Raw genomic sequence first — 20,420 nt, forward strand, 5'->3', positions numbered from 1 at the left:
CCTCAGGAAAAAAGCGGCCCGCGGGCCGCTTTTTCAGTTGAGCGCAGCCGTCTGCTGCCGGTCGTACTCCGCCCGTTTCATCTGCACATAGGTCGCCCGATCCATCTCGTGCAGTTGCTTCGGATACCGCTCCGTCGCACTGAACCAGCTGTTGATCCGCTTGTCCACGCGTTGCGCCTCGGGCGCCGACAGGGAATCCAGGTAGGCATCGATCGCCAGGTAGTAACGCATCGCATTGCGCTCGATCGCGCCGCGCACGCCCGTCGTCGGCTGGCCGTCGGTCTGGCTGAAACCCACCTTCGAGGCGCCCGCGGTCGACAGGTAGGCGCCCATCGCGATCTTGCCCGCCGTGCCGTAGCCGTACGCATAGCTCAGGTGCATGAAGGTCTTGCCGCCCTCGATGGGCACCGCCTCCACGCGGATGCGGTAGTCGCGCGTGCCGACCGGCCCTTGCGCCGCGTTCAGGCGGGACTCGAGGTAGTCGCTGCTCGCCGCCGCGTTCTGCAGGCGGAAGTCGATGCGGTACGCCTGCTCCACCGGCTGGTTGTACTTGCGGCCGATGCGCACGGCCAGCTGGTTGTCGCTGGCATGGCAGTACTTCGTGTTGAAGGGCAGCAGCATGATGTCGCACCAGGCGTTCGGGTCCTGCAGCGAATCCTTCACCTTTTCGAAAGGATGCTCCAGCACCGCGTAGACGTCGCCCTGCAGCGCGTTGGCGCTCTCGCTCGAGTCGATGTACAGCTGGCGGCCGAACGCGTTGTTGCGCAGGGGCTCGCGCAGTTCGCCGTATTTCGCGCGCAGCGCGCCGGCGTCGGCATGGGCCTGCACGGCCGGCAGGGCCAGCAGGCAGGCAGCGCCGAGAGCGGCCAGCCAGCGGTTGAAGAAGGGTCGGCTCATGCGTGCTTCCTTTGGTGGGGATCGGGGCTGTCGTCGCCGCCTTCGGGCAAGGCCGTCGCTTCGGCCGGGGTGTGCGATTCGGATTCGTCTTCCAGGAAGGCCTGGACGTCGAGCTGGATGCCGCCCATGAACAGCGAGTGCGGCGACACCTCGTACAGGTAGCGGCCGCGCGGCGCGAGGATCAGGCGCATGCGCAGCTTCGGGTCCTCCACGCCTTCCCACGCGCGGATCAGCCGCGTGCGCACCAGGTTGTCGGGGCACTGCAGCGACTTGAGCTTGTGGTAGTTCGACGAGAGGCTCACCGCATCCAGGTACCACGGCGAACTCTTGTTGCGCGCGAGCAGGTTGGCCGACAGGTCGACCTCGAGCGTCAGCACGTTGCCTTCGGCCTCGAGCACGAGATTGCGTCCCAGCAGGCCGCCGGCCGACTCGCCGTACTTGTACGTGAGGTGCAGATGCGATGGTGTTTTTCTCAGTGAATATTTCATGGGTTCACCCGTCGTGCCAGCGTGCCGCGCGGGCCATCCTCGAGGTGTAGGACGGTGCTGCGTATCCCTGTGGGGCGCGCGCATCCGTGCCGCATCGCAGCCCGGGGAACGCCGATTCCTACAGGCTCTATCGGCTGTGCGCCTACGTTGCGGTTGGGTCGAAGTCCCAAGATGAGGGACACAACCCCTGCAAACACACAAGGAGCATTTCAATGGCTGCTGAAGAACGCGAAGAGCGCGACCTGAACCGCGATCCCATCACCGACGAGCCGGGTGCGCACCCGGTCGGCACCGGCCTGGGCGCCGCGGGCGGCGCAGTTGCCGGCGCGGCCGCGGGCGCCATCGGCGGCCCCGTTGGCGCGGCCGTGGGCGGCGTGATCGGCGCCGTGGTCGGCGGACTCGCCGGCAAGGCCGCGGGCGAAGCGGTCAACCCGACGGCCGAAGAAGCCTTCTGGAAAGAGAACTACGACAAGGAGCCTTACTACGAGTCGGGCCGCAGCTTCGACGACTACGGACCGGCCTACCGCCTGGGCCTGTCGGGCCGCAGCCGCTACGAGGATCCGTGGACCGCGGTCGAGCCCAAGCTGGCCGACGAATGGGAAACCACCCGCGGCACCTCGTCGCTGGACTGGCCCAAGGCGAGCGCCGCCTCGCAGGCCGCCTACAACCGTGCCGACCAGCAGTACCGCAGCTTCCCCACCGGCGACAGCGCGCGTGCCGGCGGCGCGGCAGCCGCGGTGGGCGCGATGCAGACGGCCGGCAACGGCGAAGGCGACCGCGACGACACCATCGACCTGCTGCAGGACCTGGTGGAGTGCAGCAAGGACGGCGAGTACGGCTTCCGCGAGTGTGCCGAGCAGGCCAAGGCCCCGGACCTGAAGTCCACCTTCCTGCAGCGCGCCGACGATTGCCGCCGTGGCGCGCAGGAGCTCAACGACCTGATCCGCCAGCTGGGCGGCAAGGCCGAGGACGGCGGCAGCACGCTGGGCGCCATGCACCGCGGCTGGGTGTCGATCAAGTCCAAGCTGACCACCTACGACGACAAGGCGGTGCTGGAAGAAGCCGAGCGCGGCGAGGACAACGCCAAGGCGCGCTACACCAAGGCCCTGCAGAAGAACCTGCCGGCCAACGTGCGCTCGGTCGTGGAGAAGCAGCTGCAGGGCGTGCAGAAGAACCACGACCAGGTGAAGATGCTGCGCGACTCGTACCGCAGCGCGTCCTGACGCGGCAAGGGTTCCGGCGTTGAGCGAAAAGGGCGACCTGCGGAAATACCGCGAGAAGCGCAACTTCGACGCGACGCCGGAGCCCTCCGAAGGCGGCATCGCGAACGAGGCCGCGCGCAGCTTCGTCATCCAGAAGCACTGGGCGACGCGGCTGCACTACGACTTCCGGCTCGAGCTGGACGGAACGATGAAGAGCTGGGCCGTGCCCAAGGGCCCCAGCTACGACCCGCAGGACAAGCGCATGGCGATGCCCACCGAGGACCATCCCATCGCGTACAACCGATTCGAAGGCACCATCCCCGCCGGCAACTACGGCGCGGGCAAGGTGATCATCTGGGACAAGGGCACCTGGATCCCGCTGGAAGACCCGCGCAAGGGTTACCGCGAAGGCAAGCTCAAGTTCGAGCTGCGCGGCCACAAGATGCAGGGCCACTGGACGCTCGTGCGCATGAAGGGACGCGGCAACGGCCGCGAAGACCCCTGGCTCCTGATCAAGGAACGTGACGCGCTGGCCCGGCCGGCCGCAGAATTCAGCGTGGTCGACGAAATGCCCGACAGCGTGCAGAAACTGGCGGACCGCCCCGCGGCGATCGCCACGCCCGTGGCCGCCCCCGCTGCTGCCTCCGCACCCACCGATGGCCCCCCCGCCGGCGCCAGGAAGGCGGCCCTGCCCGAAACGCTGCAACCCGAACTCGCGGTGCTGGTCGACGAAGCGCCGAAGGACGCGCAGGACTGGATCTTCGAGATCAAGTTCGACGGCTACCGCATGCTGGCGCGCGTGGAGCGCGGCCAGGTCGCCCTCGTCACCCGCAACGGCAACGACTGGACCACGCGCCTGGGCGCCCTCGTCAAGGCGCTGCAATCCATGGACCTCCCCGACGGCTGGTACGACGGCGAGATCATCATGCCCGGCGCCGACACGCCGGCCGACTTCCAGGCGCTGCAGGGCGCCTTCGACAGCAAGCGCACCGAGCAGATCGTCTACTACCTGTTCGACCTGCCTTATTGCGCCGGGCACGACCTGCGCGACGTGCCGCTGCAGCAGCGGCGTGAAGTGCTGCAGCGCATCGTCACGCGCAAGCCGCACGCCAACGTGCGCTTCAGCGAGGTGTTCGAAGTGCCGGCGGCGGAACTGCTGGACTCGGCCTGCCGGCTCGGCCTGGAAGGCGTGATCGGCAAGCGCCGCGATTCGGCCTACGTCTGCCGCCGCTCCACCGACTGGATCAAGCTCAAGTGCTCGCGCCGGCAGGAGTTCGTGATCGGGGGCTGGACCGACCCCAAGGGCTCGCGTACCGGCATCGGCTCGCTGTTGCTGGGCCTGCACGACAACGACGGCAAGCTCATTTACGCGGGCAACGTCGGCACCGGCTTCAACGAGCGCAGCCTGCGCGACCTGCGCGCGCGGCTCGACCAGCTGGCCGTGGACAAGAGCCGGTTCCAGGGCGGCACCGGCTTGCCGCGCGGCGCGCACTGGGTCGAGCCGGAGCTCGTGGCCGAAGTGTCATATGGAGAAATGACGCGCGACGGCAAGGTGCGCCACTCGGTGTTCCAGGGCCTGCGCACCGACAAGCCGGCAGACGTCATCGTCAACGAACCGGTGCTGCACGACCCGCCCGCTGACAAGCCGGCGAAGAAAGCGAAAGCAACCCAGGCGGCCCAGACCGCGGCGCCGGTCGCGCTCCCCAGCACGCTGCGCGTCAGCAACCCCGACCGCGTGATCGATCCGCAAAGCGGCACCACCAAGATCCAGCTGGTGCGCTACTACGCGCTGGTCGGACCGCTGATGATGGAGCACCTGAAGGGCCGCCCCATCGCCATGGTGCGCGCGCCCGACGGCATCGAAGGCCAGCTGTTCTTCCAGAAGCACCTGGACCGCTACAAGATGGCCGGCATCGCGCAGCTCGATCCCGCCTTTTTCCCCGGCCATCCGGCCATGCTGGAAGTCGTGAGCCCGGAGGGCCTGCTGTCGGCGGCGCAGATGAACGTGATCGAGATCCACACCTGGAACGGCGTGAAGTCGGCGATCGACAAGCCCGACCGCATGACCTTCGACATCGACCCGGGCGAAGGCGTCACCTGGCCGCAGATCCAGGAAGCGGCGACGCTCGTGCGGACCATGCTCGACGAGCTCGGGCTGCCCTGCTTCCTGAAGACCAGCGGCGGCAAGGGCCTGCACCTGGTGGTGCCGCTCAAGCGGCTGCTGGACTGGGACACCGTGAAGAGCTTTTCCCAGGCCGTGGTGCAGCACCTGGCGCGCACCCTGCCGGACCGCTTCGTGGCCAAGAGCGGCGGCAGCAACCGCATCGGCAAGATCTTCATCGACTACCTGCGCAACGGCTATGGCGCGACCACCGCCTGCGCCTGGTCGGCCCGCGCGCGGCCGGGCCTCGGCATCTCGGTGCCGGTGCGCTGGGACGAACTGGCCGGGCTGAAGAGCGGCGCGCACTGGACGGTCGGCAGCGTGCACACGCGGCTGGACCAGGGCAACACGCCCTGGGAGGACTACGAGAAGAGCCGGGTCGCGCTGGGCGCGGCGATGAAGAAGCTGGGCTTCAAGCCGGCGTAGCGAGCCAGGGCAGGCGCATGGCGATGCGCGCCCCGTCGCGCGACAGCTGCACGCCTTCGGCCGCTGCCAGCGCCTGCAGGTCGCCCCACGCGATCTTGCGATACGGCGGCTCGTTGGCGAAACCCTTGTCGCCGTCCGTACCGCGCGAAGTGACGCTGATTTCCACGCCGGCCTCGTCCTCGACCGCCGCCAGTTGCAGGTCGGCCGGCGGCTTGAGGTGGTCCGAGGTGTGGATCAGCGTGCCGGCCAGCAGGCTGCGCAGCGCGGAACGCCGTACCTGGCGCGTGATCGCGCCGACCTCGTTGCGCAGCGCATAGCCGCGAAAGCTGAGGCTGGTGGCCAGCAGGCTGGAGCACTCGCGCGCGCCCTCCTGCACCGTGATGCCGATCTTTTCGTCGGGCGCCAGCCAGCCGACCACGTCGATGCAGGAGGCGAGCGCCGCACGGGCAAAGGTGTTGATCTTGGTGGCGCTCTCGTGCACGTGCGCGAGGTCGGGCTGCGGCGCGCGCAGGCGCCGCTCCATCACCTCGTAGATCATGCCGATCGGCTGGAGATTGACCACCAGGTGGTGGCGCATGGAAGGGGCCAGGCGGCGCAGCAGCGCGTAGCGCGCGGCTTCCGCATCGGGCGAAGGCAACGCGGCCTCGACCGGTTTCGGTTCGGAAGCTTGCATGGCCGCAGGTTAGCAGCGCCAGCAGCGCTGTCAACGCGACCGGAACAGACTGTTACGGCCGGGCTCAGTAGCCGCTGCCGGCCATGGTGACGGGCTCGGACGCGGGGGTCGTGGCCGTGGTTGCGGTGGTTGCCGTCGTTGCAGGCGGCGCGGCGGTGGTCGTGGTGGTCGTGGGTGCCGAGTTGGTCGACTGGCCTTCGGCGCAGACCTCCGGGCTGCCGTGGCAGGTGCCGGGGTCGCCACCACCGCCGCCGCAGCCGGCCAGCACGACGATCGCTGCGCAGGACAAGAGGATGCGAGGCTGCATGGTTCACCTCCTTGGGCCCGCCGGGAAGGCTGAGCCACCCGCATTCGATGCCCGGTGCGCGCGCCGGGTTCCCGGATAATCCGCGATTGCCCTCGCCCCGGACCCTGCCTTGACGACTGCCGCCCCCAACGCTCCCCTCACCCCGGAAGATTTCGACGCGCTCGACGACGAGCTCGACCGCATGCGGGAGCAGTCCGAGGAAATTCCGCAGTGGGAGTTCTGCGAGGGCTTCCTGGCCGCGCTGGTCTGCATGCGGCGCGAAGTGCCGCCGGAGGAGTACTGGCCGGTGCTGCTGGGCGAGAACTTCAAGCCCATGGAGCACATGGAGTTCGTCTGGCGCTGGCGCCGCCGCCGCGAGGAAATCGCGCACGCCCTCGACCAGCCGGTGGACCTGCTGGAAGACGAACGCACTTACCACCCCGAGGCGCTCGACACGCGCGGCGCGATCCTCGCGCTGCCGCCGGAGGAGCGTGTCGAAGGCGACTTCGCCAACGTCCCCGCCTACGGCCAGATCTGGGCCGTGGGCTTCATGTACGCGGTGGAAAGCTGGCCCGAGGAGTGGGAGCCGCCGCGCGATGCCGACGCCGCCGAGATGCTCGACACCGCGCTCGGCGACATCGTGGCGCTCGCCGAAGACGACACGGGCACGCCGGCGCTGTCGATGTACGCGGAAGACGGCCCGCCCAGCGTGAGCGAGGAACGCCTCGATGCTTTCGCGGCGGCGATCTGGGCGGTGTACGAGCTGCGGCAGATCTGGCGCAGCTACGGGCCGCGCGTGGACCCGATCCGCAAGGCGCCGGAGCCGGGGCGGAACGATCCCTGCCCATGCGGCAGCGGCAAGAAATACAAGAAGTGCCACGGCGCGGGCTAGCCCTGCTCCTTCACCTGCGCCAGCAGCCGGTCCCGGCTGTGGCGGATGTGTTCGCGCATCGCCTGCTCGGCGCCGTCGGCATCGCGCGCATGGATGCGGTCGATGATCGCGTGGTGCTCCTTCGCGGTGACCTTGGCGCTGCCGCCCGGCCGGCGCACCGCGTGCAGGCGGTACAGGCGCAGTAGCGAATAGAGGTCCTCGCACAGCTGGCGCTCGATCCACTTGTTGCGGCTGCCCACCGCGATCTGGCGGTGGAAATCGGTATCGGCCTGGCTGGCGAAGATCGACTGCGGCGCTTCGGCCAGCAGTTGCTCGATGCGGTGCGCGGTTTCGCGCAGGCGCCGCACCTCCGGCGCGGTCATGTGCTCGGCGGCCTGCCGGCAGGCCATGCCTTCCAGCGCCTCGCGCATCGCCAGCAACTGTTCGAGGTCCTCCAGCGAAAGCTGCACCACGCGAACGCCCGCGTGCGGCGTGCGCTCCAGCAGGCGCCTTCCTTCCAGCGTGCGGATCGCCTCGCGCAAGGGGCCGCGGCTCACGCCCAGCGTGTCGGCGAGTTGCTGCTCGGGCAGGCGGGCGCCGGCCGGCAACTCGCCGCGCATGATCAGCTCTTCCAGCCGCGCGACAGTGTCGTCGATCATCACCCGCGCGGGCGCGGCGGCTTCGGCAGTGGTCATGGGGCCGATTCTAGCCGCGGTTGACGACCGCCTCAGATTGTCTACAATCCATCGCATTGTCTACCGCGAGGTCCCGCACGATGCCCCCACCCTCCCCCACCACCGCCAATGTCCTGGTGCCTTGCGGCGCGCTCGGCATCGGCGTGAAGGAGCGCGACGTGTTCGCGCGCCTGGCCGAAGCGCACGCTATCGCCTGCGACGCCGGCTCCACCGACAGCGGCCCGGCCTACCTGGCCACCGGCAAGGCCAAGTACTCGCGCGACGCGGTCAAGCACGACCTGTCGATCCTGATGCGCGCCCAGGCCAAGGCGGGGATTCCGCTGCTGATCGGCTCCTGCGGCACGTCCGGCAGCGACCAGGCCCTGGACTGGACGCGCGACATCGCACTGGAGATCGCGCAGGAGCACGGACTCGCGCCGCGCATCGCCCTGCTCTACTCGGAACAGGCGCCCGCGCTGATGGCCGCCAGAGCCGAAGCCGGCCGCATCACGCCGCTCGCACCGATGACCGGCGCCGATCCCGCGCTGCTGCGCAGCTGCGACCATATCGTCGCCCTGATGGGGCCCGAGCCCTACATCGCGGCGCTGCAAGCCGGCGCCGACATCGTGCTGGGCGGCCGCACCACCGACACCGCGGTGCTGGCCGCCGTGCCCCTGATGCGCGGCGCAGGCGCCGGCGCTGCCTGGCACGCCGGCAAGATCGCCGAGTGCGGGTCGCTCTGCACCACGCATCCGCGCGAAGGCGGCGTAATGATCCGCGTCGGCCGCGACGACTTCTCGATCGAGCCGCTGGGAGCGCACAACAGCTGCACCGTCGACACGGTCTTCTCGCACATGCTGTACGAGAACAGCGATCCCTTCCTGCTGCACGAACCCGGAGGGGTGCTCGACGTGACGGCGGCGAAGTACACCGCCGTCGACGATCGCATCGTGCGCGTCACCGGCGCGCAGTTCCAGCCCCGGCCCTACACCATGAAGCTCGAAGGCGCGAGCGGCGGCGGCTGGCAGACCCTGATGCTGGTCGGCATCCAGGACCGCGCCGTCCTGAAGGAGATCGACCGCTTCGTCGCCCACATGCACGAAGTCCTGGTGGCGCGCGTGCGCGAAACCATGGGCGCGCGCGCCGGCAGTTTCGACATCTCCTTGCGCGCCTACGGCTGGAACGCGGTCAGCGGACTGGACGTCGAGGCGGGAGCGCCCGCCCCGCGCGAGATCGGCCTGATGTTCGTCGCGACGGCCGAGACGCAGGAAATCGCGACGCAGATCGCCAAGACCTGCAACCCCTGGTTCTTCCACCTGCCGCTGGACCGCGGGCAGGAGTTGCCCAGCTACGCCTTCCCCTTCTCGCCCGCGGAGGTCGAGCGCGGACGGGTCTACGAATTCAGGTTGAACCACGTGGTGCACGTGGATCGTCCCGACGAACTGGTGCGTACCGTGTTCGTCAACGCCAGGGAGGCCGCGCATGCCTAAGGTCGCCGACGCCTGCAGCCACGTGCGTTCCAAGAACGCCGGCCCTTTCTGGATCACGCTGGACCTGTGGTTTCCCGACCGCGCCGCCTTCGATCGCCATGCCGCGTCACCGGCGCTGCAGCCGCAAGCCATCGCCGCGCTCTATGGCGTGGAGCCGGCGCAGGTCAAGCACTTCGCCATCCCCGAGCTGCTGGTGGTGAAGGTTTCCTACCCGCGCGCGCGGCCGCAAGGCGGCGCCTGCGAGCGCGACATGCATGGCGGCCAGCAATACGTGCGGCTGCTCGAAGTGGAACTGTGAACCGGACTTTGGAGAGAGACATGCAAGACGAATCCCGCCGCGGCTTCCTGCGCCACGGCTTCCTGGCCGCCGCTTCCGCCGGCCTGCTGCCCACCCTGGCGCGTGCCGATGCGGCCTACCCCAGCCGCCCCATCAAGGTGCTGATCGGAACGCCGCCTGGCGACACGGCCGACGGCTGGGTCCGCGGCCTCGCCGACCCCATGTCCCGCTTGCTGGGGCAGCCGCTCATCATCGAGAACAAGCCTGGCGCGCACGGCATGATCGTGGGCAGCGCCGCGAAGGCAGCTGCGCCCGACGGCTACACGCTGCTCGTTTCCACCGGCGGGCCGATGTCGATCAATCCTTCGGTCTACAAGGACAAGCTCACCTACGACCCGCTGAAGGACTTCGTACCGATCGCGCCAGTGCTGCAGGGGTCGCTCTACCTCTACTGCAACAACGACGTGCCGGTGAAGAACGTGAAGGAGATGGTCGCCTGGGTGAAGAGCCGCGGCGGCAAGGTGTCGTACGGCTCGGGCGGCACCGGAACCACGCAGCACCTGTCGATGGAAATGCTGAAGAAGGCCACCGGCATGGAGATGACGCATGTGCCGTACCGCGGCTCGCCGATGGTGCTGCAGGACGTGATCGGCGGACAGATCCCGTTTGCCTTCGACGCCGGCGGCTCGCTGCTGCCGCAAGCCCGTGCTGGCAAGGTGCGCGTGCTTGCCGTGACCAGCGCGGGACGCGACCCGGCCCTGCCGGAAATCCCGACGCTGATCGAACAGGGCTATCCGGGCCTCGAAGCCCGCGTGTGGATGGGGTTCTTCGCGCCGGCCGGCACGCCGCCCGACGTGCTGGCCAAGGTGAATGAAGCCGTGCTCAAGGCGGCCGGCACGCCGGAGTTCAACGCCAAGCTCGCGTCGGTGGGCTCGGTGCCCTGGCTGGGAAGCGGCGACGACCTGCGCAAGTTCCTCGCCGCCGACATCCAGCGCTGGTCGGTGATCGTGCAGCAGGCCGGCGTCAAGGCCGATTAGGCGTTCACTAGGGGTGCCAGCGTGACAGCGCCGCCGGCGTCGCCGGCGAGCGGTTGCCCGCCAGCGCGTACGAGAGCTGGTTGGCCGCGCGGATGACGCTCTTGGCGTGCTTCTCCAGCTTGGCCTTGGTCAGGCGCGAGCTGGGCCCGGAAATGCACATGGACCCGAGCAGCCGCCAGTTCACGCCGAACACCGGCGCGGCCACGCTGGACACATCGGATTCGCGCTCGCCCATGGACATGTGGTACCCGCGCTCGCGGATGGCCTCGTAGGGTGCGCCCTGCGCGCCGCTGAAGGCGAGGATCACGCGTCCCGGCGCGCCCTTGTCCAGGGGCAGCCGTTCGCCGATCCGGACATGGTGCCGCACGGACTGGGGGCCTTCGACGCGCGACACGCAGGCCCGGATGTCGCCTTCGCGGACATAGAAGGACGCGCTCTCCCCCGTCTCCTTCACCAGTTCGTGCAGCGTCGGCTCGACGACGTTGTTGACGTCGAAGCCGGCGTGGTAGCGCGCTCCCAGCCAGCCCGCCGCGGGACCCAGCCGCCACTGGCCATCCTCGGTCTGAACCATGTATTGGGACAGGGCCAGCGTGCGCGCCAGGCGCAGGGCCGTGGTCTTGTGCATGCCGGCGCGGCGGCTCAACTCGGCGAGGCTGAGCGAGGAATCGCCGACGGCGAAGGCCTCCATGAGCGAGAGCGCGCGCGTCACCGCGGCGACGCCGCCCTGGGCCTCCGGTTCTTCGTGGTTCAAAGCCGCGTTGCGCATCCTGCACCTCGGTTCATCACGTGAAACGCCATTGTACTGAGTGCAACGCTCGTCGAGAATCGCGCTTCCAAGGAGACAAACCCATGCAATTCACCCGTCGTGCCGCCCTCATCCTCGCGGCCAGCACCTTTGCCGCTTCCGTCGCCCTCGCCCAGGCCTACCCGAGCAAGCCGATCCGCCTGATCGTGCCCTTCCCGGCGGGCGGCGGCACCGACATCATCACCCGCGAGCTGGCCAACAAGATGCATGGCTCGGGCTACACCTTCATCGTCGACAACAAGCCGGGCACCGGCGGCAACATCGGCGTGGACACCGCGGCCAAGTCGCCGGCCGACGGCTATACGCTGGTCATGGGCCAGACCAGCAACCTCGCGATCAACCCCAGCCTGTACAGCAAGCTGCCCTACGACCCGGTGAAGGACCTGTCGCCGGTGAGCCTGGTCGCCAGCTCGCCGCTGGTGATCGTCGCCAGCGCCAACTCGCCGTTCCAGACGCTGGCGGACGTGGTCAAGGAATCCAAGGCGCACCCGGGTTCGGTCAACTACGCCTCGTCGGGCAACGGCACGGTCGCGCACCTCGCCGCCGAATCGTTCCAGAAGGCCGCCGGCATCAAGCTCACGCACATCCCGTACAAGGGCGCTTCGCAGGGCGCGACCGACGTGATCAGCGGCCAGGTGCAGCTGTACGTGTCGTCGATCCCCACGCTGATCGGCCACATCAAGAGCGGCAAGATGCGCGCCATCGCCGTCACCTCGCTCAAGCGCGTCGACGACCTGCCGCAGGTGCCGACGATCGCCGAGTCCGGCTACAAGGGCTTCGAAGCCGTCACCTGGTTCGGCATCCTCGCGCCCGCCAATGCGCCCAAGGACGTCGTCGCCAAGCTGAACGCCGACATCAACAAGGCGCTGAAGGACCCCGAGCTGGAAAAGAAGCTGGGCGCCCAGGGCGCGGACATCGCGGGTAGCACGCCCGACCAGTTCGGCAAGCTGATCCGCGACGACATGACCCGCTGGGGAAAGATCGTCAAGGAATCGGGCGCCAAGATCGACTGAAGACCGACCGCAGACACTTTCCCGAAAGATTTCCATGACCGACATCCTCCGCAACTTCGAGCGCGTCTCGCCCGACCTGGTGCGCCAGGCCGCCGAATTCCAGGCGGCGATCCTCGCCGACGTCAACGGCCGCCGCGGCGCGCTGCATGGCCGCATCGCCGCCCTGCGCCCGCGCATGAAGCTGGCCGGCCCGGCACTCACCGTGGACGTGCGGCCCGGCGACAACCTGATGATCCATGCCGCCATCTCGCTGGCCAGGCCCGGCGACGTGCTGGTGATCGACGGCAAGGGCGACCAGACCGCGGCCCTCATGGGCACGATCATGATGACGGCCTGCAAGCAGCTGGGCCTGGCGGGCGTGGTGATCGACGGCGCCGTGCGCGACAGCCTCGAGATCGACGAGATGGACTATCCGGTGTTCGCCTTCGGCACCAACCCGAATGGCCCGACCAAGAACGTGCCCGGCCGCATCGGCCATGCGGTGAGCATTGGCGGCGTGACCGTGCGCTCCGGCGACTTGATCGTGGCCGATGCCGACGGCGTGGTGGCCATCGAGCGCGAGCGGGTCGAAACGCTGCTGCCGCTGGCGCGCAAGAAGGTGGAAGACGAGACCGCGCGCATCGCCGCGATCAAGAAGGGCAACACCGCCGCCGGCTGGCTCGACGCCGCGCTGCGCACCGCCGGCGTGCTGAAGCAAGGCGAAACGCTGTGAGCGGGCGCCGCGCGCTCATCGTCACCGGTGCCGACCTGGCGCCCCAGGCGCTCGCGCTGCTGGACGACTTCGAGGTCGTGTACGCCGGCAAGACGCCGCAGGAAGCGGACCTCGTCGCGCTGTGCAAGCAGCACGATCCGGTCGCCATCATCGTGCGCTACGGCAAGGTCGGCGCCGCGGTGATGGATGCGGCGCCCTCGCTGCGCGTGATCTCCAAGCACGGCAGCGGCACCGACACCATCGACAAGGACGCGGCCAAGGCGCGCGGCATCGAAGTGCGCGCCGCCGCCGGCGCGAACGCCGCCGCGGTCGCGGAGCAGGCCCTGGCCCTGCTGCTGGCCTGCGCCAAGTCGGTGGTGCAGCTCGATGCGCGCATGCATGCCGGCCACTGGGACAAGGCCACGCACAAGAGCGTGGAGCTGCACGGGCGCACCATCGGCCTGGTGGGCCTGGGCGCGATCGGCCAGCGCTTCGCGCGCATGTGCGACGCGATGGGCATGAAGGTGATCGGCTTCGATCCCTTCGCGCAGAACCTGCCTTCGACCATCCGCAGCGTGGACCTGGCGACGCTCTGGCGCGAGTCCGACGCGATCTCCCTGCACTGCCCGCTGACGCCGGAGAACCGCAACCTGGTCAACGCGCAGACGCTGCAGGCCACCAAGCGCGGCGTGATCCTGGTGAACACCGCGCGCGGCGGCCTGGTCGACGAGGCCGCGCTGCTGGATGCGGTGCGCTCGGGCCAGGTGATGGCAGCGGGCCTGGACAGCTTCGCGGTGGAGCCGATGGCGGCGCCGCATCCTTTCCACGGCGTGCCCAACATCGTCCTCAGCCCGCACATCGGCGGCGTGACGAGCGACGCCTACGTGAACATGGGCGTGGGCGCTGCGAAGAACGTGCTGGACGTGCTGGCGGCGGCGCACGCCTGAGGCCACTCAGGCGCGGGTCATCTCCCGCGCCAGTTCGGTCTGCGGCAGGTACGCGCCGTTCCGGCGCAGGGTCTGCACCAGCGCCCGCGTGTCCAGGTCGTTGGCGGGCTGTCCGGTCGCGATCGACTGCGCGGCAGCCGTGCCCACCGCCTGTCCCATCATGTAGGCCGCCGACTGCGCGCGGATCGAGCCGTGCACCTTGGCGTCGCTCGAATGGCAGCGGCCGGCAACCCACAAGTTCTCCGAGCCCCGCGGCACCAGGATGCTGTAGGGAATGCCGACGCTTTCGCCGCGCCCCAGGTTGTCCTTGCCGTGGAAATCCTTCAGGAAGCGCTCGTATTCCTTCTTGCTGGTGTCGCTGGGGTGCACGTCGGTCGGCCGGTTGTAGACCGCCACCTGGTCCGGGAATTGCCGGCGTGCCAGGAAGTCGTCGATGCCCAGTTCGAACTCACCGACGATGCGGCGCGAGTCCCGCACGCCCATGACGGGCGCGGTCGTCAGCAGCTCGAGCTCCGCGCAGCCGGGCACGTACTTGCGATAGAACTCGGTGTATTCCAGGGCCAGCTTGCGGCCGAACACCATGCCGTCGGACAGGCTGCGCACCGACAGCGGGTTCAGGTTGAAGACGTGGCCCGCATTCAGCGTGGCCCCATGCGGCCCGACGCGGTTCATGCCGGGGAAGAAGCGGTCCTCCTGCGTGAAGAAGCCGTCCTCGATGGCCTTCGGCACGAACTCGCTGCGCACCTGCGCCTTGACCGTGTCGAGTCCCTTGCCGGCATAGGCCGGATCGTTCCAGTCCATCCCTGCCAGCAGCGAACACAGGGTGCTGGGCGCGACGGTCTCCGTGTCGCGCAACACCACCTTGCATTCGGCGCCGGTCAGCGCAGCCAGGGCGGCATCGCCGGTCGCGTCGACGAAGGCCTTGGCCGGCACGTAGCGCAGCCCTTCCACGTTGCTCAGGACCACGCCATTGACGTGGCGGCCGGTGCAGTCGGCTTCCACCACCCGCGTGAAGAAGCGCAGCTCCACGCCGGCCTCCACGGCGAAGTTGTCGAGGATGCGCTTCAGGTGTTCCGGGGCGAAAGGCACCCAGCGATTCAGCTGCTTGTCCAGGTAGTCCTGCGTGACCTGCGGCGCAAAGGCCTTCTGCTCCCACATCGTGGCCAGCAGCTCCTTCATGAAGCCCCCGACCAGCATGCGCTCGCCGTCGGAGACCGGACCGAAGGAGGCGACCAGGCCGCTGGTGCCCATGCCGCCCAGGCAGCCGGTCGCTTCGGCGAGCAGGACCTTCAGCCCGAGGCGGGCGGCGCAGACGGCGGCCGCCGTGCCGGCCGGTCCGCCGCCCGCGACCACCAGGTCGTAGGGCGCGTCGGACGGGATGCTGCGGGAAAGCTGGTAAGTGGCACTCACTGCGGCGTCCTCACTTCTGCACGGCCAGCGGCCGCGTGACGGCCGCGAAGCGCTTCATCTCACTCTGGATGAAGGCGCCGAAATCCGCGGGACCCTGCGGCGCCTGCTCGATGCCCATGGCGGCCAGCGCCTTGGCCATGTCGGGTGCCTTGAGCACGGCCAGCAGGTCGTCACCGACCTGCCGGACCAGGTCCTTGGGCATGCCGGCCGGCCCGCAGAAGCCCGCCCAGTTGACGGCCTCGAAGCCGGGCAGCGTCTCGGCGATGGTGGGCCATTGCGGATAGAGCGGGCTGCGCTGCGCGCTGGTCACGCCCAGCACCTTCATCTGGCCGGCCTTGATGAACTGCTCGGCGGAGCTCACGACCGAGAACCCGAGCGGCAGCACGCCGCCCCCGATGTCGGTGTACATCTTGGCCGCGCCGTTGTACGGCACGTGCTGCAGTTCGATGCCCGCCATGTGGTTCAGCATCTCGCCCGCCACCTGCGCCGATGTCCCGATGCCGTTGGAGCCGAAGGAGATGCTGTTGGCCGGCTGCTTCTTCGCCAGCGCGACCAGCTCCTTGATGTCGTTGGCGGGGAAGTTCGCCGCGGCGACCAGCGCCACGGTGTAATAACCCACGCGCGCCAGCGGCTGCAGGTCCTTGATCTCGTAAGGCAAGTCCTTGCGCTGCACGGCGTTGATGCTGAGCGAGCTGCCCAGCAAGCCGAGCGTGTAGCCGTCCGCGGGTGCGCGCACCACGGCCAGCGTGCCGACGACGACACCGCCGCCAGGCTTGTTGTCCAGGACCACGGGCTGCTTCCACTGCGCCTCCAGGCGGTCGGCCACCATGCGGCCGAGGCGGTCCGCGGCGCCGCCGGGCGGTTGCGGCAGCACGATCTTCACCGCGCGGCTCGGGAATTTCTGTCCCTGCGCCAGGGCGGGCCCTGCGGCCATGGCGAGGCCAGCCAACAGCATGCGCCGCCTGAGCGCGGCATCCGGATTCAACTGCATCTTGTCTTGTCTCCTTCCCGGCATCGTGCGAGCCTGCCGCCACGCGGTCAAATGAAAAGAGTTGGCCGGGACTTAACCATGGGTTATGTTGTCGCGCATGAACCTGCGGCAGATGGAAGTGTTCCGGGCAGTGATGCTGGCCGGTGGCGTCAGTGGCGCGGCGGAACTGCTGCATGTGTCGCAGCCCGCGGTGAGCAAGTTGCTGGCGCAATGCGCGCGGCAACTGGGCTTTCCGCTGTTCGCTCGCGTCAAGGGCCGACTGGTGCCCACGCCCGAAGCGCAGGAGCTGCACGCGGAAATCGACGCCCTCTGGCGCGGCGTGCAGCGCGTGCATGACGTGAGCAAGAGCCTGGCATCGCCGCGTGGCGGCACCTTGTCGCTGGGCGTGTCGGCGAGTTTCGCGCCTTACCTGGTGCCGCGCGCACTGGCGCTGCTGGCCGAGCAGTTCCCCGACCTGCAGACCCGCATGGAGATCCTGGTTACGCCCATCCTGATCGAGGCCCTGCAGACGCGCGCGATCGACATCGGCGTGGCGCTGCTTCCGATCGAGCACCCGAACCTCGTGCGCGTGCAAAGCCATGAGTGCGGCTTCGCGTTCGTCGCGCCGCCGCGCCACAAGCTGGCGAAAAAGCGCATCGTCACGCCTGCCGACCTGGCCGACCAGCGCGTGATCGGCTCGCCGCCGGACACGCCCTATGGGCAGGCGCTGCTGCGGGCGTACGGCAAGGAAGGGGCGTCGTTGAAGGTGCATTTCCAGGTGCGCTCCGCTACCTCCGCCTGCTGGCAGGCGCAGGCCGGCGGCGGCGTCGCGGTGGTCGACCGCGCGGCCGTCGCCGGCCCGGCCTTCACCCGGCTTGCAGTGCGCCCGTTCCAGACGCGGGAGCGCCTGCCGCTGGCGGTGCTGCGCAATCGCTTCCGGCCGCCATCGGTGGTGCAGGAAGCGTTTTGCGAGGCTTTCGATGCGGTATGGAAACAGGAAATGCGCGGCTGAAGGCCTAGTCCGGCATGTGGTTCACCACGAAGAGGAAGACCGCCGCCAACACGGCCGCGGCGAGCAGGAGGACGCCGGCGACGCTCCACCCCACCCGGTGCCCGTGACCCGCGTCTTTCCCTTTCATGGCTTCTCCTGTTCCCGCCCGGCTTGCGCGGACGCATGCCTGCATGGTGGGCGCTCCCCGCGCAAGGGGCTTGACCCACGTCAAGCCGGCCGGCCGCAACGGCGCCAGCATGGACTCCTCTTTTCCAGGGGAATCTCCATGAACGACATCTCGAAGGACCTGAACGCCATCATCGCGGACGCGGAACAGCTGCTCCAGCACCTGAAGCGCGAGGTGGGCAGCGAAGCGGGAGCCGCGCGCGAGCGCCTCGAGAAGAGCCTGGCCGCCGGCAAGGCACGCCTGCAGGCGGCGCAGCACGCCGTCGGCGCGGGCGTGCGGACGGCGGCCGACGCCACCGATGGCTACGTGCACCAGCAGCCCTGGACCGCCATCGGGATCGGTGCCGGCCTCGGCCTGCTGGCCGGCTTGCTCCTGGGTCGACCCCGCGACTGACCTTATTCGACGGTCACGCTCTTCGCCAGGTTGCGCGGCTTGTCGACGTCGGTGCCGCGCGCCAGCGCGGTGTGATACGCCAGCAGCTGCAACGGCACCACGTGCAGCAGGGGGCTGAGCGGCCCGTAATGCTCCGGCATGCGGATCACGTGGATGCCTTCGCTGTTCTCGATCTTCGTGTCCGAGTCGGCCAGCACGTACAGCACGCCGCCGCGCGCGCGCACTTCCTGCATGTTGGACTTGAGCTTTTCCAGCAGCGTGTCGTTGGGCGCCACCGTCACCACCGGCATCTCGCTGGTCACCAGCGCCAGCGGGCCGTGTTTCAGCTCGCCCGCGGCGTAAGCCTCGGCGTGGATGTAGGTGATCTCCTTGAGCTTGAGCGCGCCTTCCAGCGCGATCGGGTAGTGCAGCCCGCGACCCAGGAACAGCGCGTTCTCCTTGGCCGCAAAGTCCTCCGCCCACGAGATGACCTGCGGCTCCAGCGCCAGCACCGCCTGCAGCGCGGTGGGCAGGTGGCGCATCGCCTTCAGGTGTTCGGCTTCCTGCGTCTCGGTGAGGTGGCCGCGCGTCTGCGCCAGCGTCAGCGCCAGCAGGAACAGGCCGGCCAGCTGCGTCGTGAAGGCCTTGGTCGACGCCACGCCGATCTCGACGCCGGCGCGCGTCAGGTAGGCCAGCTTGCATTCGCGCACCATGGCCGAGGTCGAGACGTTGCACACCGTCAGCGTGTGCTGCATGCCCAGTTCGCGCGCATGCTTCAGCGCGGCCAGCGTGTCGGCCGTCTCGCCCGATTGCGTGATGGTGACGACCAGGGTCTTCGGGTTGGGCACGCTCTCGCGGTAGCGGTATTCGCTGGCGATCTCGACCTGCGTCGGGATCTTGGCGATGGACTCGAGCCAGTACTTGGCGGTGCAGCCAGCGTAGTAGCTGGTGCCGCAAGCCAGGATCAGCACCGAGTCGACTTCCTGGAAGATCTTGTGCGCGCCGTCGCCGAACAGCTCGGGCATCACGCTGTCCACGCCCTGCAGGGTGTCGGCGATCGCGCGCGGCTGCTCGAAGATCTCCTTCTGCATGTAGTGGCGGTAGGGGCCGAGTTCGGCCGCGCCGCTGTGCGCCTGCACGGTCTTGACGATGCGCTGCGCCGGCTTGTGGTTCTTGTCGACGATCCAGTAGCGCCCCAGCTGCAGGTCGACCACGTCGCCTTCTTCCAGGTACACGATCTGGTCGGTCACGCCGGCCAGCGCCATCGCGTCGCTGGCCAGGAAGTTCTCTTCCTTGCCCACGCCCAGCACCAGCGGCGAGCCGGCACGCGCGCCCACCACGCGGTGCGGTTCGTCCTTGCAGAACACGGCGATCGCGTACGCGCCATGCAGTTGCTTGACCGCCGCCTTCACCGCCTCGAACAGGTCGCCCTCGTACAGGCTGTCGACCAGGTGGACGATCACCTCGGTGTCGGTCTGGCTGTGGAACTTGTAGCCCTTGGCCTTGAGCGCCGCGCGCAGTTCGTCGTGGTTCTCGATGATGCCGTTGTGGACCACGGCGACGCGCCCGGGCGCCGACGGATTGTCGCCGGGGCCCTGGCTGAAGTGCGGGTGTGCGTTGTGGACGGCCGGCGCGCCGTGCGTGGCCCAGCGCGTGTGCGCGATGCCGGTGCCGCCGGCGATGCCTTCGGTGGCGACCTGGTCCATCAGTTCAGCGACGCGGTCGGTGCTGCGGGCGCGCTTGAGGCCGTCCGCGTAGACGGCGACCCCGCAGGAGTCGTAGCCGCGGTATTCCAGGCGTTGCAGTCCCTGGACCAGGATGGGAACGATGTTGCGCGTGGAAACGGCGCCGACGATACCGCACATGACAGACCTCTTGGGGTTGGTGTGGCAAGGACTGTAGGCTCGCAGCCGTGGAATATGGTTGCTAAATCATCGTCTTTCTGGAATTTCCTTCCATCGCATTGTGGTTGTGGAATAAAATTCCGAAATGCCTATCGAATCGACTGATAGCTTCACGGATGCAGCCGACCTGGCCCTGCTGGAGCAGCTGCAGAAGGACTGCTCCCTGACCAACCAGGATCTGGCCAAGCGGGTCCACCTGTCGCCGCCGACCTGCCTGCGGCGGGTCAAGCGCCTGCGCGATGCGGGCCTGATCGAAAGCGAGATTGCCATCCTGAACCCGGAGCTCGTGGCGCGCGCGCTGGGCCACGGCCTGGAAGCCGTCGTCGAGGTGTCGCTCGACCGGCAGGGCAACGAGGAACAGGAAGCCTTCGAGGCGCGCGTGATCGAGGACGAGGCGGTGCAGCAGTGCTACCGCGTGTCGCCCGGCCCCGACTTCGTCTTGATGGTCCACGCGCGCGACATGCAGGATTACCTGGCGCTGGCGCAGCGACTTTTCACCAGCGATGCGAACGTGCGCAACGTGAAGGCCTTCTTCTCGGTGAAGCGGGCGAAGTTCAAGCCGCGGATTCCGCTGAAGTAGGCGCGGGAGTTGTCATTGCGGGCTCGACCCGCAATCCAGCGGCGGGGCTGGATCCCGGCGCGAGGCCG

The 20,420-nt window shown here is 68.7% G+C and carries 22 protein-coding genes; 12 read left to right on the forward strand and 10 right to left on the reverse strand.

The window, feature by feature from the left end; all coding sequences use genetic code 11:
• Positions 1–33: 33 nt before the first annotated feature.
• Positions 34–897: a hypothetical protein gene (locus tag LZ009_RS00880; RefSeq protein WP_275695991.1), complete on the reverse strand. Its 864-nt coding sequence runs from the start codon at positions 895–897 to the stop codon at positions 34–36.
• Positions 894–1,385, reverse strand: coding sequence for a hypothetical protein (locus LZ009_RS00885; RefSeq protein WP_275695992.1), 492 nt, complete (start codon positions 1,383–1,385; stop codon positions 894–896). The genes LZ009_RS00880 and LZ009_RS00885 overlap by 4 nt, the downstream gene beginning before the upstream one ends.
• A 212-nt stretch (positions 1,386–1,597) precedes the next feature.
• Between LZ009_RS00885 and LZ009_RS00890 the strand changes: the two genes are divergently transcribed.
• Together LZ009_RS00890 and ligD are read left to right on the forward strand one after the other, a co-directional pair.
• On the forward strand, positions 1,598–2,608 hold the full coding sequence (locus LZ009_RS00890) for a PA2169 family four-helix-bundle protein (RefSeq protein ID WP_275695993.1): 1,011 nt from the start codon (positions 1,598–1,600) through the stop codon (positions 2,606–2,608).
• Between the two features lie 19 nt (positions 2,609–2,627).
• Positions 2,628–5,174: a DNA ligase D gene (gene ligD, locus LZ009_RS00895; RefSeq protein ID WP_275695994.1), complete on the forward strand. Its 2,547-nt coding sequence runs from the start codon at positions 2,628–2,630 to the stop codon at positions 5,172–5,174.
• Here the strand turns inward: ligD and LZ009_RS00900 are convergent.
• On the reverse strand, positions 5,161–5,847 hold the full coding sequence (locus tag LZ009_RS00900; RefSeq protein WP_275695995.1) for a hypothetical protein: 687 nt from the start codon (positions 5,845–5,847) through the stop codon (positions 5,161–5,163). The genes ligD and LZ009_RS00900 overlap by 14 nt on opposite strands.
• Positions 5,848–5,911: 64 nt before the next feature.
• Positions 5,912–6,154, reverse strand: coding sequence for a hypothetical protein (locus LZ009_RS00905; RefSeq protein WP_275695996.1), 243 nt, complete (start codon positions 6,152–6,154; stop codon positions 5,912–5,914).
• Positions 6,155–6,263: 109 nt separating this feature from the next.
• Here LZ009_RS00905 and LZ009_RS00910 point away from each other — a divergent pair, with 109 nt between their 5' ends.
• Positions 6,264–7,025 (forward strand): YecA/YgfB family protein, encoded by a 762-nt coding sequence (locus LZ009_RS00910; protein ID WP_275695997.1) that lies wholly within the window; start codon positions 6,264–6,266, stop codon positions 7,023–7,025.
• Here LZ009_RS00910 and LZ009_RS00915 read toward each other — a convergent pair.
• Complete coding sequence (locus LZ009_RS00915) at positions 7,022–7,699, reverse strand: GntR family transcriptional regulator (protein WP_275695998.1); 678 nt, start codon at positions 7,697–7,699, stop codon at positions 7,022–7,024. The two genes, LZ009_RS00910 and LZ009_RS00915, sit on opposite strands and share 4 nt — an antisense overlap.
• Positions 7,700–7,779: 80 nt before the next feature.
• Here LZ009_RS00915 and LZ009_RS00920 point away from each other — a divergent pair, with 80 nt between their 5' ends.
• The 3 genes from LZ009_RS00920 to LZ009_RS00930 are packed head-to-tail and all read left to right on the forward strand — an operon-like array spanning position 7,780 to position 10,482.
• A complete protein-coding gene (locus tag LZ009_RS00920) occupies positions 7,780–9,168 on the forward strand; it encodes an acyclic terpene utilization AtuA family protein (RefSeq protein ID WP_275695999.1) in 1,389 nt (462 codons plus the stop codon).
• Entirely contained in the window at positions 9,161–9,466 is a 306-nt protein-coding gene (locus LZ009_RS00925; RefSeq protein ID WP_275696000.1) for a DUF4387 domain-containing protein, read from the forward strand. The genes LZ009_RS00920 and LZ009_RS00925 overlap by 8 nt, the downstream gene beginning before the upstream one ends.
• A gap of 20 nt (positions 9,467–9,486) precedes the next feature.
• Positions 9,487–10,482: a Bug family tripartite tricarboxylate transporter substrate binding protein gene (locus tag LZ009_RS00930; RefSeq protein ID WP_275696001.1), complete on the forward strand. Its 996-nt coding sequence runs from the start codon at positions 9,487–9,489 to the stop codon at positions 10,480–10,482.
• 7 nt (positions 10,483–10,489) lie between these two features.
• Here the strand turns inward: LZ009_RS00930 and LZ009_RS00935 are convergent, their stop codons facing one another.
• Positions 10,490–11,248 carry an IclR family transcriptional regulator gene (locus tag LZ009_RS00935; RefSeq protein ID WP_430300175.1) on the reverse strand — a complete coding sequence of 253 codons (759 nt, stop codon included), beginning with the start codon at positions 11,246–11,248 and terminating at the stop codon, positions 10,490–10,492.
• Positions 11,249–11,331: 83 nt separating this feature from the next.
• Between LZ009_RS00935 and LZ009_RS00940 the strand changes: the two genes are divergently transcribed.
• Genes LZ009_RS00940 through LZ009_RS00950 form a run of 3 tightly spaced genes read left to right on the forward strand, consistent with a single transcriptional unit; the run spans position 11,332 to position 13,938 of the window.
• Positions 11,332–12,300 (forward strand): Bug family tripartite tricarboxylate transporter substrate binding protein, encoded by a 969-nt coding sequence (locus LZ009_RS00940; protein WP_275696003.1) that lies wholly within the window; start codon positions 11,332–11,334, stop codon positions 12,298–12,300.
• A gap of 34 nt (positions 12,301–12,334) precedes the next feature.
• Positions 12,335–13,012: an RraA family protein gene (locus tag LZ009_RS00945; protein WP_275696004.1), complete on the forward strand. Its 678-nt coding sequence runs from the start codon at positions 12,335–12,337 to the stop codon at positions 13,010–13,012.
• Positions 13,009–13,938, forward strand: coding sequence for an NAD(P)-dependent oxidoreductase (locus LZ009_RS00950; protein ID WP_275696005.1), 930 nt, complete (start codon positions 13,009–13,011; stop codon positions 13,936–13,938). Before LZ009_RS00945 ends, LZ009_RS00950 begins: the two co-directional genes overlap by 4 nt.
• 6 nt (positions 13,939–13,944) lie before the next feature.
• Here LZ009_RS00950 and LZ009_RS00955 read toward each other — a convergent pair whose 3' ends face one another.
• Both LZ009_RS00955 and LZ009_RS00960 read right to left on the reverse strand, forming a co-directional pair.
• On the reverse strand, positions 13,945–15,348 hold the full coding sequence (locus LZ009_RS00955; RefSeq protein ID WP_275696006.1) for an FAD-dependent oxidoreductase: 1,404 nt from the start codon (positions 15,346–15,348) through the stop codon (positions 13,945–13,947).
• A gap of 10 nt (positions 15,349–15,358) precedes the next feature.
• Complete coding sequence (locus tag LZ009_RS00960) at positions 15,359–16,339, reverse strand: Bug family tripartite tricarboxylate transporter substrate binding protein (protein ID WP_275696007.1); 981 nt, start codon at positions 16,337–16,339, stop codon at positions 15,359–15,361.
• Between the two features lie 97 nt (positions 16,340–16,436).
• On the opposite strand from LZ009_RS00960, the gene LZ009_RS00965 reads away from it, so the two are divergent.
• Positions 16,437–17,330, forward strand: coding sequence for a LysR family transcriptional regulator (locus LZ009_RS00965; protein WP_275696008.1), 894 nt, complete (start codon positions 16,437–16,439; stop codon positions 17,328–17,330).
• Between the two features lie 4 nt (positions 17,331–17,334).
• On the opposite strand, the gene LZ009_RS00970 is transcribed toward LZ009_RS00965, so the two are convergent.
• A complete protein-coding gene (locus LZ009_RS00970) occupies positions 17,335–17,457 on the reverse strand; it encodes a hypothetical protein (protein ID WP_275696009.1) in 123 nt (40 codons plus the stop codon).
• 138 nt (positions 17,458–17,595) lie between these two features.
• Between LZ009_RS00970 and LZ009_RS00975 the strand changes: the two genes are divergently transcribed.
• Positions 17,596–17,889 (forward strand): ElaB/YgaM/YqjD family protein, encoded by a 294-nt coding sequence (locus LZ009_RS00975; RefSeq protein ID WP_275696010.1) that lies wholly within the window; start codon positions 17,596–17,598, stop codon positions 17,887–17,889.
• 2 nt (positions 17,890–17,891) lie between these two features.
• Here the strand turns inward: LZ009_RS00975 and glmS are convergent, their stop codons facing one another.
• Complete coding sequence (gene glmS, locus LZ009_RS00980) at positions 17,892–19,733, reverse strand: glutamine--fructose-6-phosphate transaminase (isomerizing) (protein ID WP_275696011.1); 1,842 nt, start codon at positions 19,731–19,733, stop codon at positions 17,892–17,894.
• A gap of 124 nt (positions 19,734–19,857) precedes the next feature.
• On the opposite strand from glmS, the gene LZ009_RS00985 reads away from it, so the two are divergent.
• The gene (locus LZ009_RS00985; protein ID WP_275696012.1) at positions 19,858–20,352 is read left to right on the forward strand and encodes an Lrp/AsnC family transcriptional regulator; all 495 of its coding nucleotides are present in this window, start codon (positions 19,858–19,860) and stop codon (positions 20,350–20,352) included.
• Positions 20,353–20,420 lie beyond the last annotated feature (68 nt).

Source organism: Ramlibacter paludis (assembly GCF_022012305.1).
In the GTDB taxonomy this organism is placed as follows: Bacteria; Pseudomonadota; Gammaproteobacteria; order Burkholderiales; family Burkholderiaceae_C; genus Ramlibacter; species Ramlibacter paludis.

Excerpts from the sequence above, each read along its gene's own strand:
- LZ009_RS00880 (WP_275695991.1), bottom strand. The coding sequence starts at position 897 with ATGAGCCGACCCTTCTTCAACCGCTGGCTGGCCGCTCTCGGCGCTGCC.
- LZ009_RS00885 (WP_275695992.1), bottom strand. The coding sequence starts at position 1,385 with ATGAAATATTCACTGAGAAAAACACCATCGCATCTGCACCTCACGTAC.
- LZ009_RS00890 (WP_275695993.1), top strand. The coding sequence starts at position 1,598 with ATGGCTGCTGAAGAACGCGAAGAGCGCGACCTGAACCGCGATCCCATC.
- LZ009_RS00900 (WP_275695995.1), bottom strand. The coding sequence starts at position 5,847 with ATGCAAGCTTCCGAACCGAAACCGGTCGAGGCCGCGTTGCCTTCGCCC.
- LZ009_RS00905 (WP_275695996.1), bottom strand. The coding sequence starts at position 6,154 with ATGCAGCCTCGCATCCTCTTGTCCTGCGCAGCGATCGTCGTGCTGGCC.
- LZ009_RS00915 (WP_275695998.1), bottom strand. The coding sequence starts at position 7,699 with ATGACCACTGCCGAAGCCGCCGCGCCCGCGCGGGTGATGATCGACGAC.
- LZ009_RS00920 (WP_275695999.1), top strand. The coding sequence starts at position 7,780 with ATGCCCCCACCCTCCCCCACCACCGCCAATGTCCTGGTGCCTTGCGGC.
- LZ009_RS00925 (WP_275696000.1), top strand. The coding sequence starts at position 9,161 with ATGCCTAAGGTCGCCGACGCCTGCAGCCACGTGCGTTCCAAGAACGCC.
- LZ009_RS00930 (WP_275696001.1), top strand. The coding sequence starts at position 9,487 with ATGCAAGACGAATCCCGCCGCGGCTTCCTGCGCCACGGCTTCCTGGCC.
- LZ009_RS00935 (WP_430300175.1), bottom strand. The coding sequence starts at position 11,248 with ATGCGCAACGCGGCTTTGAACCACGAAGAACCGGAGGCCCAGGGCGGC.
- LZ009_RS00940 (WP_275696003.1), top strand. The coding sequence starts at position 11,332 with ATGCAATTCACCCGTCGTGCCGCCCTCATCCTCGCGGCCAGCACCTTT.
- LZ009_RS00945 (WP_275696004.1), top strand. The coding sequence starts at position 12,335 with ATGACCGACATCCTCCGCAACTTCGAGCGCGTCTCGCCCGACCTGGTG.
- LZ009_RS00960 (WP_275696007.1), bottom strand. The coding sequence starts at position 16,339 with ATGCAGTTGAATCCGGATGCCGCGCTCAGGCGGCGCATGCTGTTGGCT.
- LZ009_RS00965 (WP_275696008.1), top strand. The coding sequence starts at position 16,437 with ATGAACCTGCGGCAGATGGAAGTGTTCCGGGCAGTGATGCTGGCCGGT.
- LZ009_RS00970 (WP_275696009.1), bottom strand. The coding sequence starts at position 17,457 with ATGAAAGGGAAAGACGCGGGTCACGGGCACCGGGTGGGGTGGAGCGTC.
- LZ009_RS00975 (WP_275696010.1), top strand. The coding sequence starts at position 17,596 with ATGAACGACATCTCGAAGGACCTGAACGCCATCATCGCGGACGCGGAA.
- glmS (WP_275696011.1), bottom strand. The coding sequence starts at position 19,733 with ATGTGCGGTATCGTCGGCGCCGTTTCCACGCGCAACATCGTTCCCATC.
- LZ009_RS00985 (WP_275696012.1), top strand. The coding sequence starts at position 19,858 with ATGCCTATCGAATCGACTGATAGCTTCACGGATGCAGCCGACCTGGCC.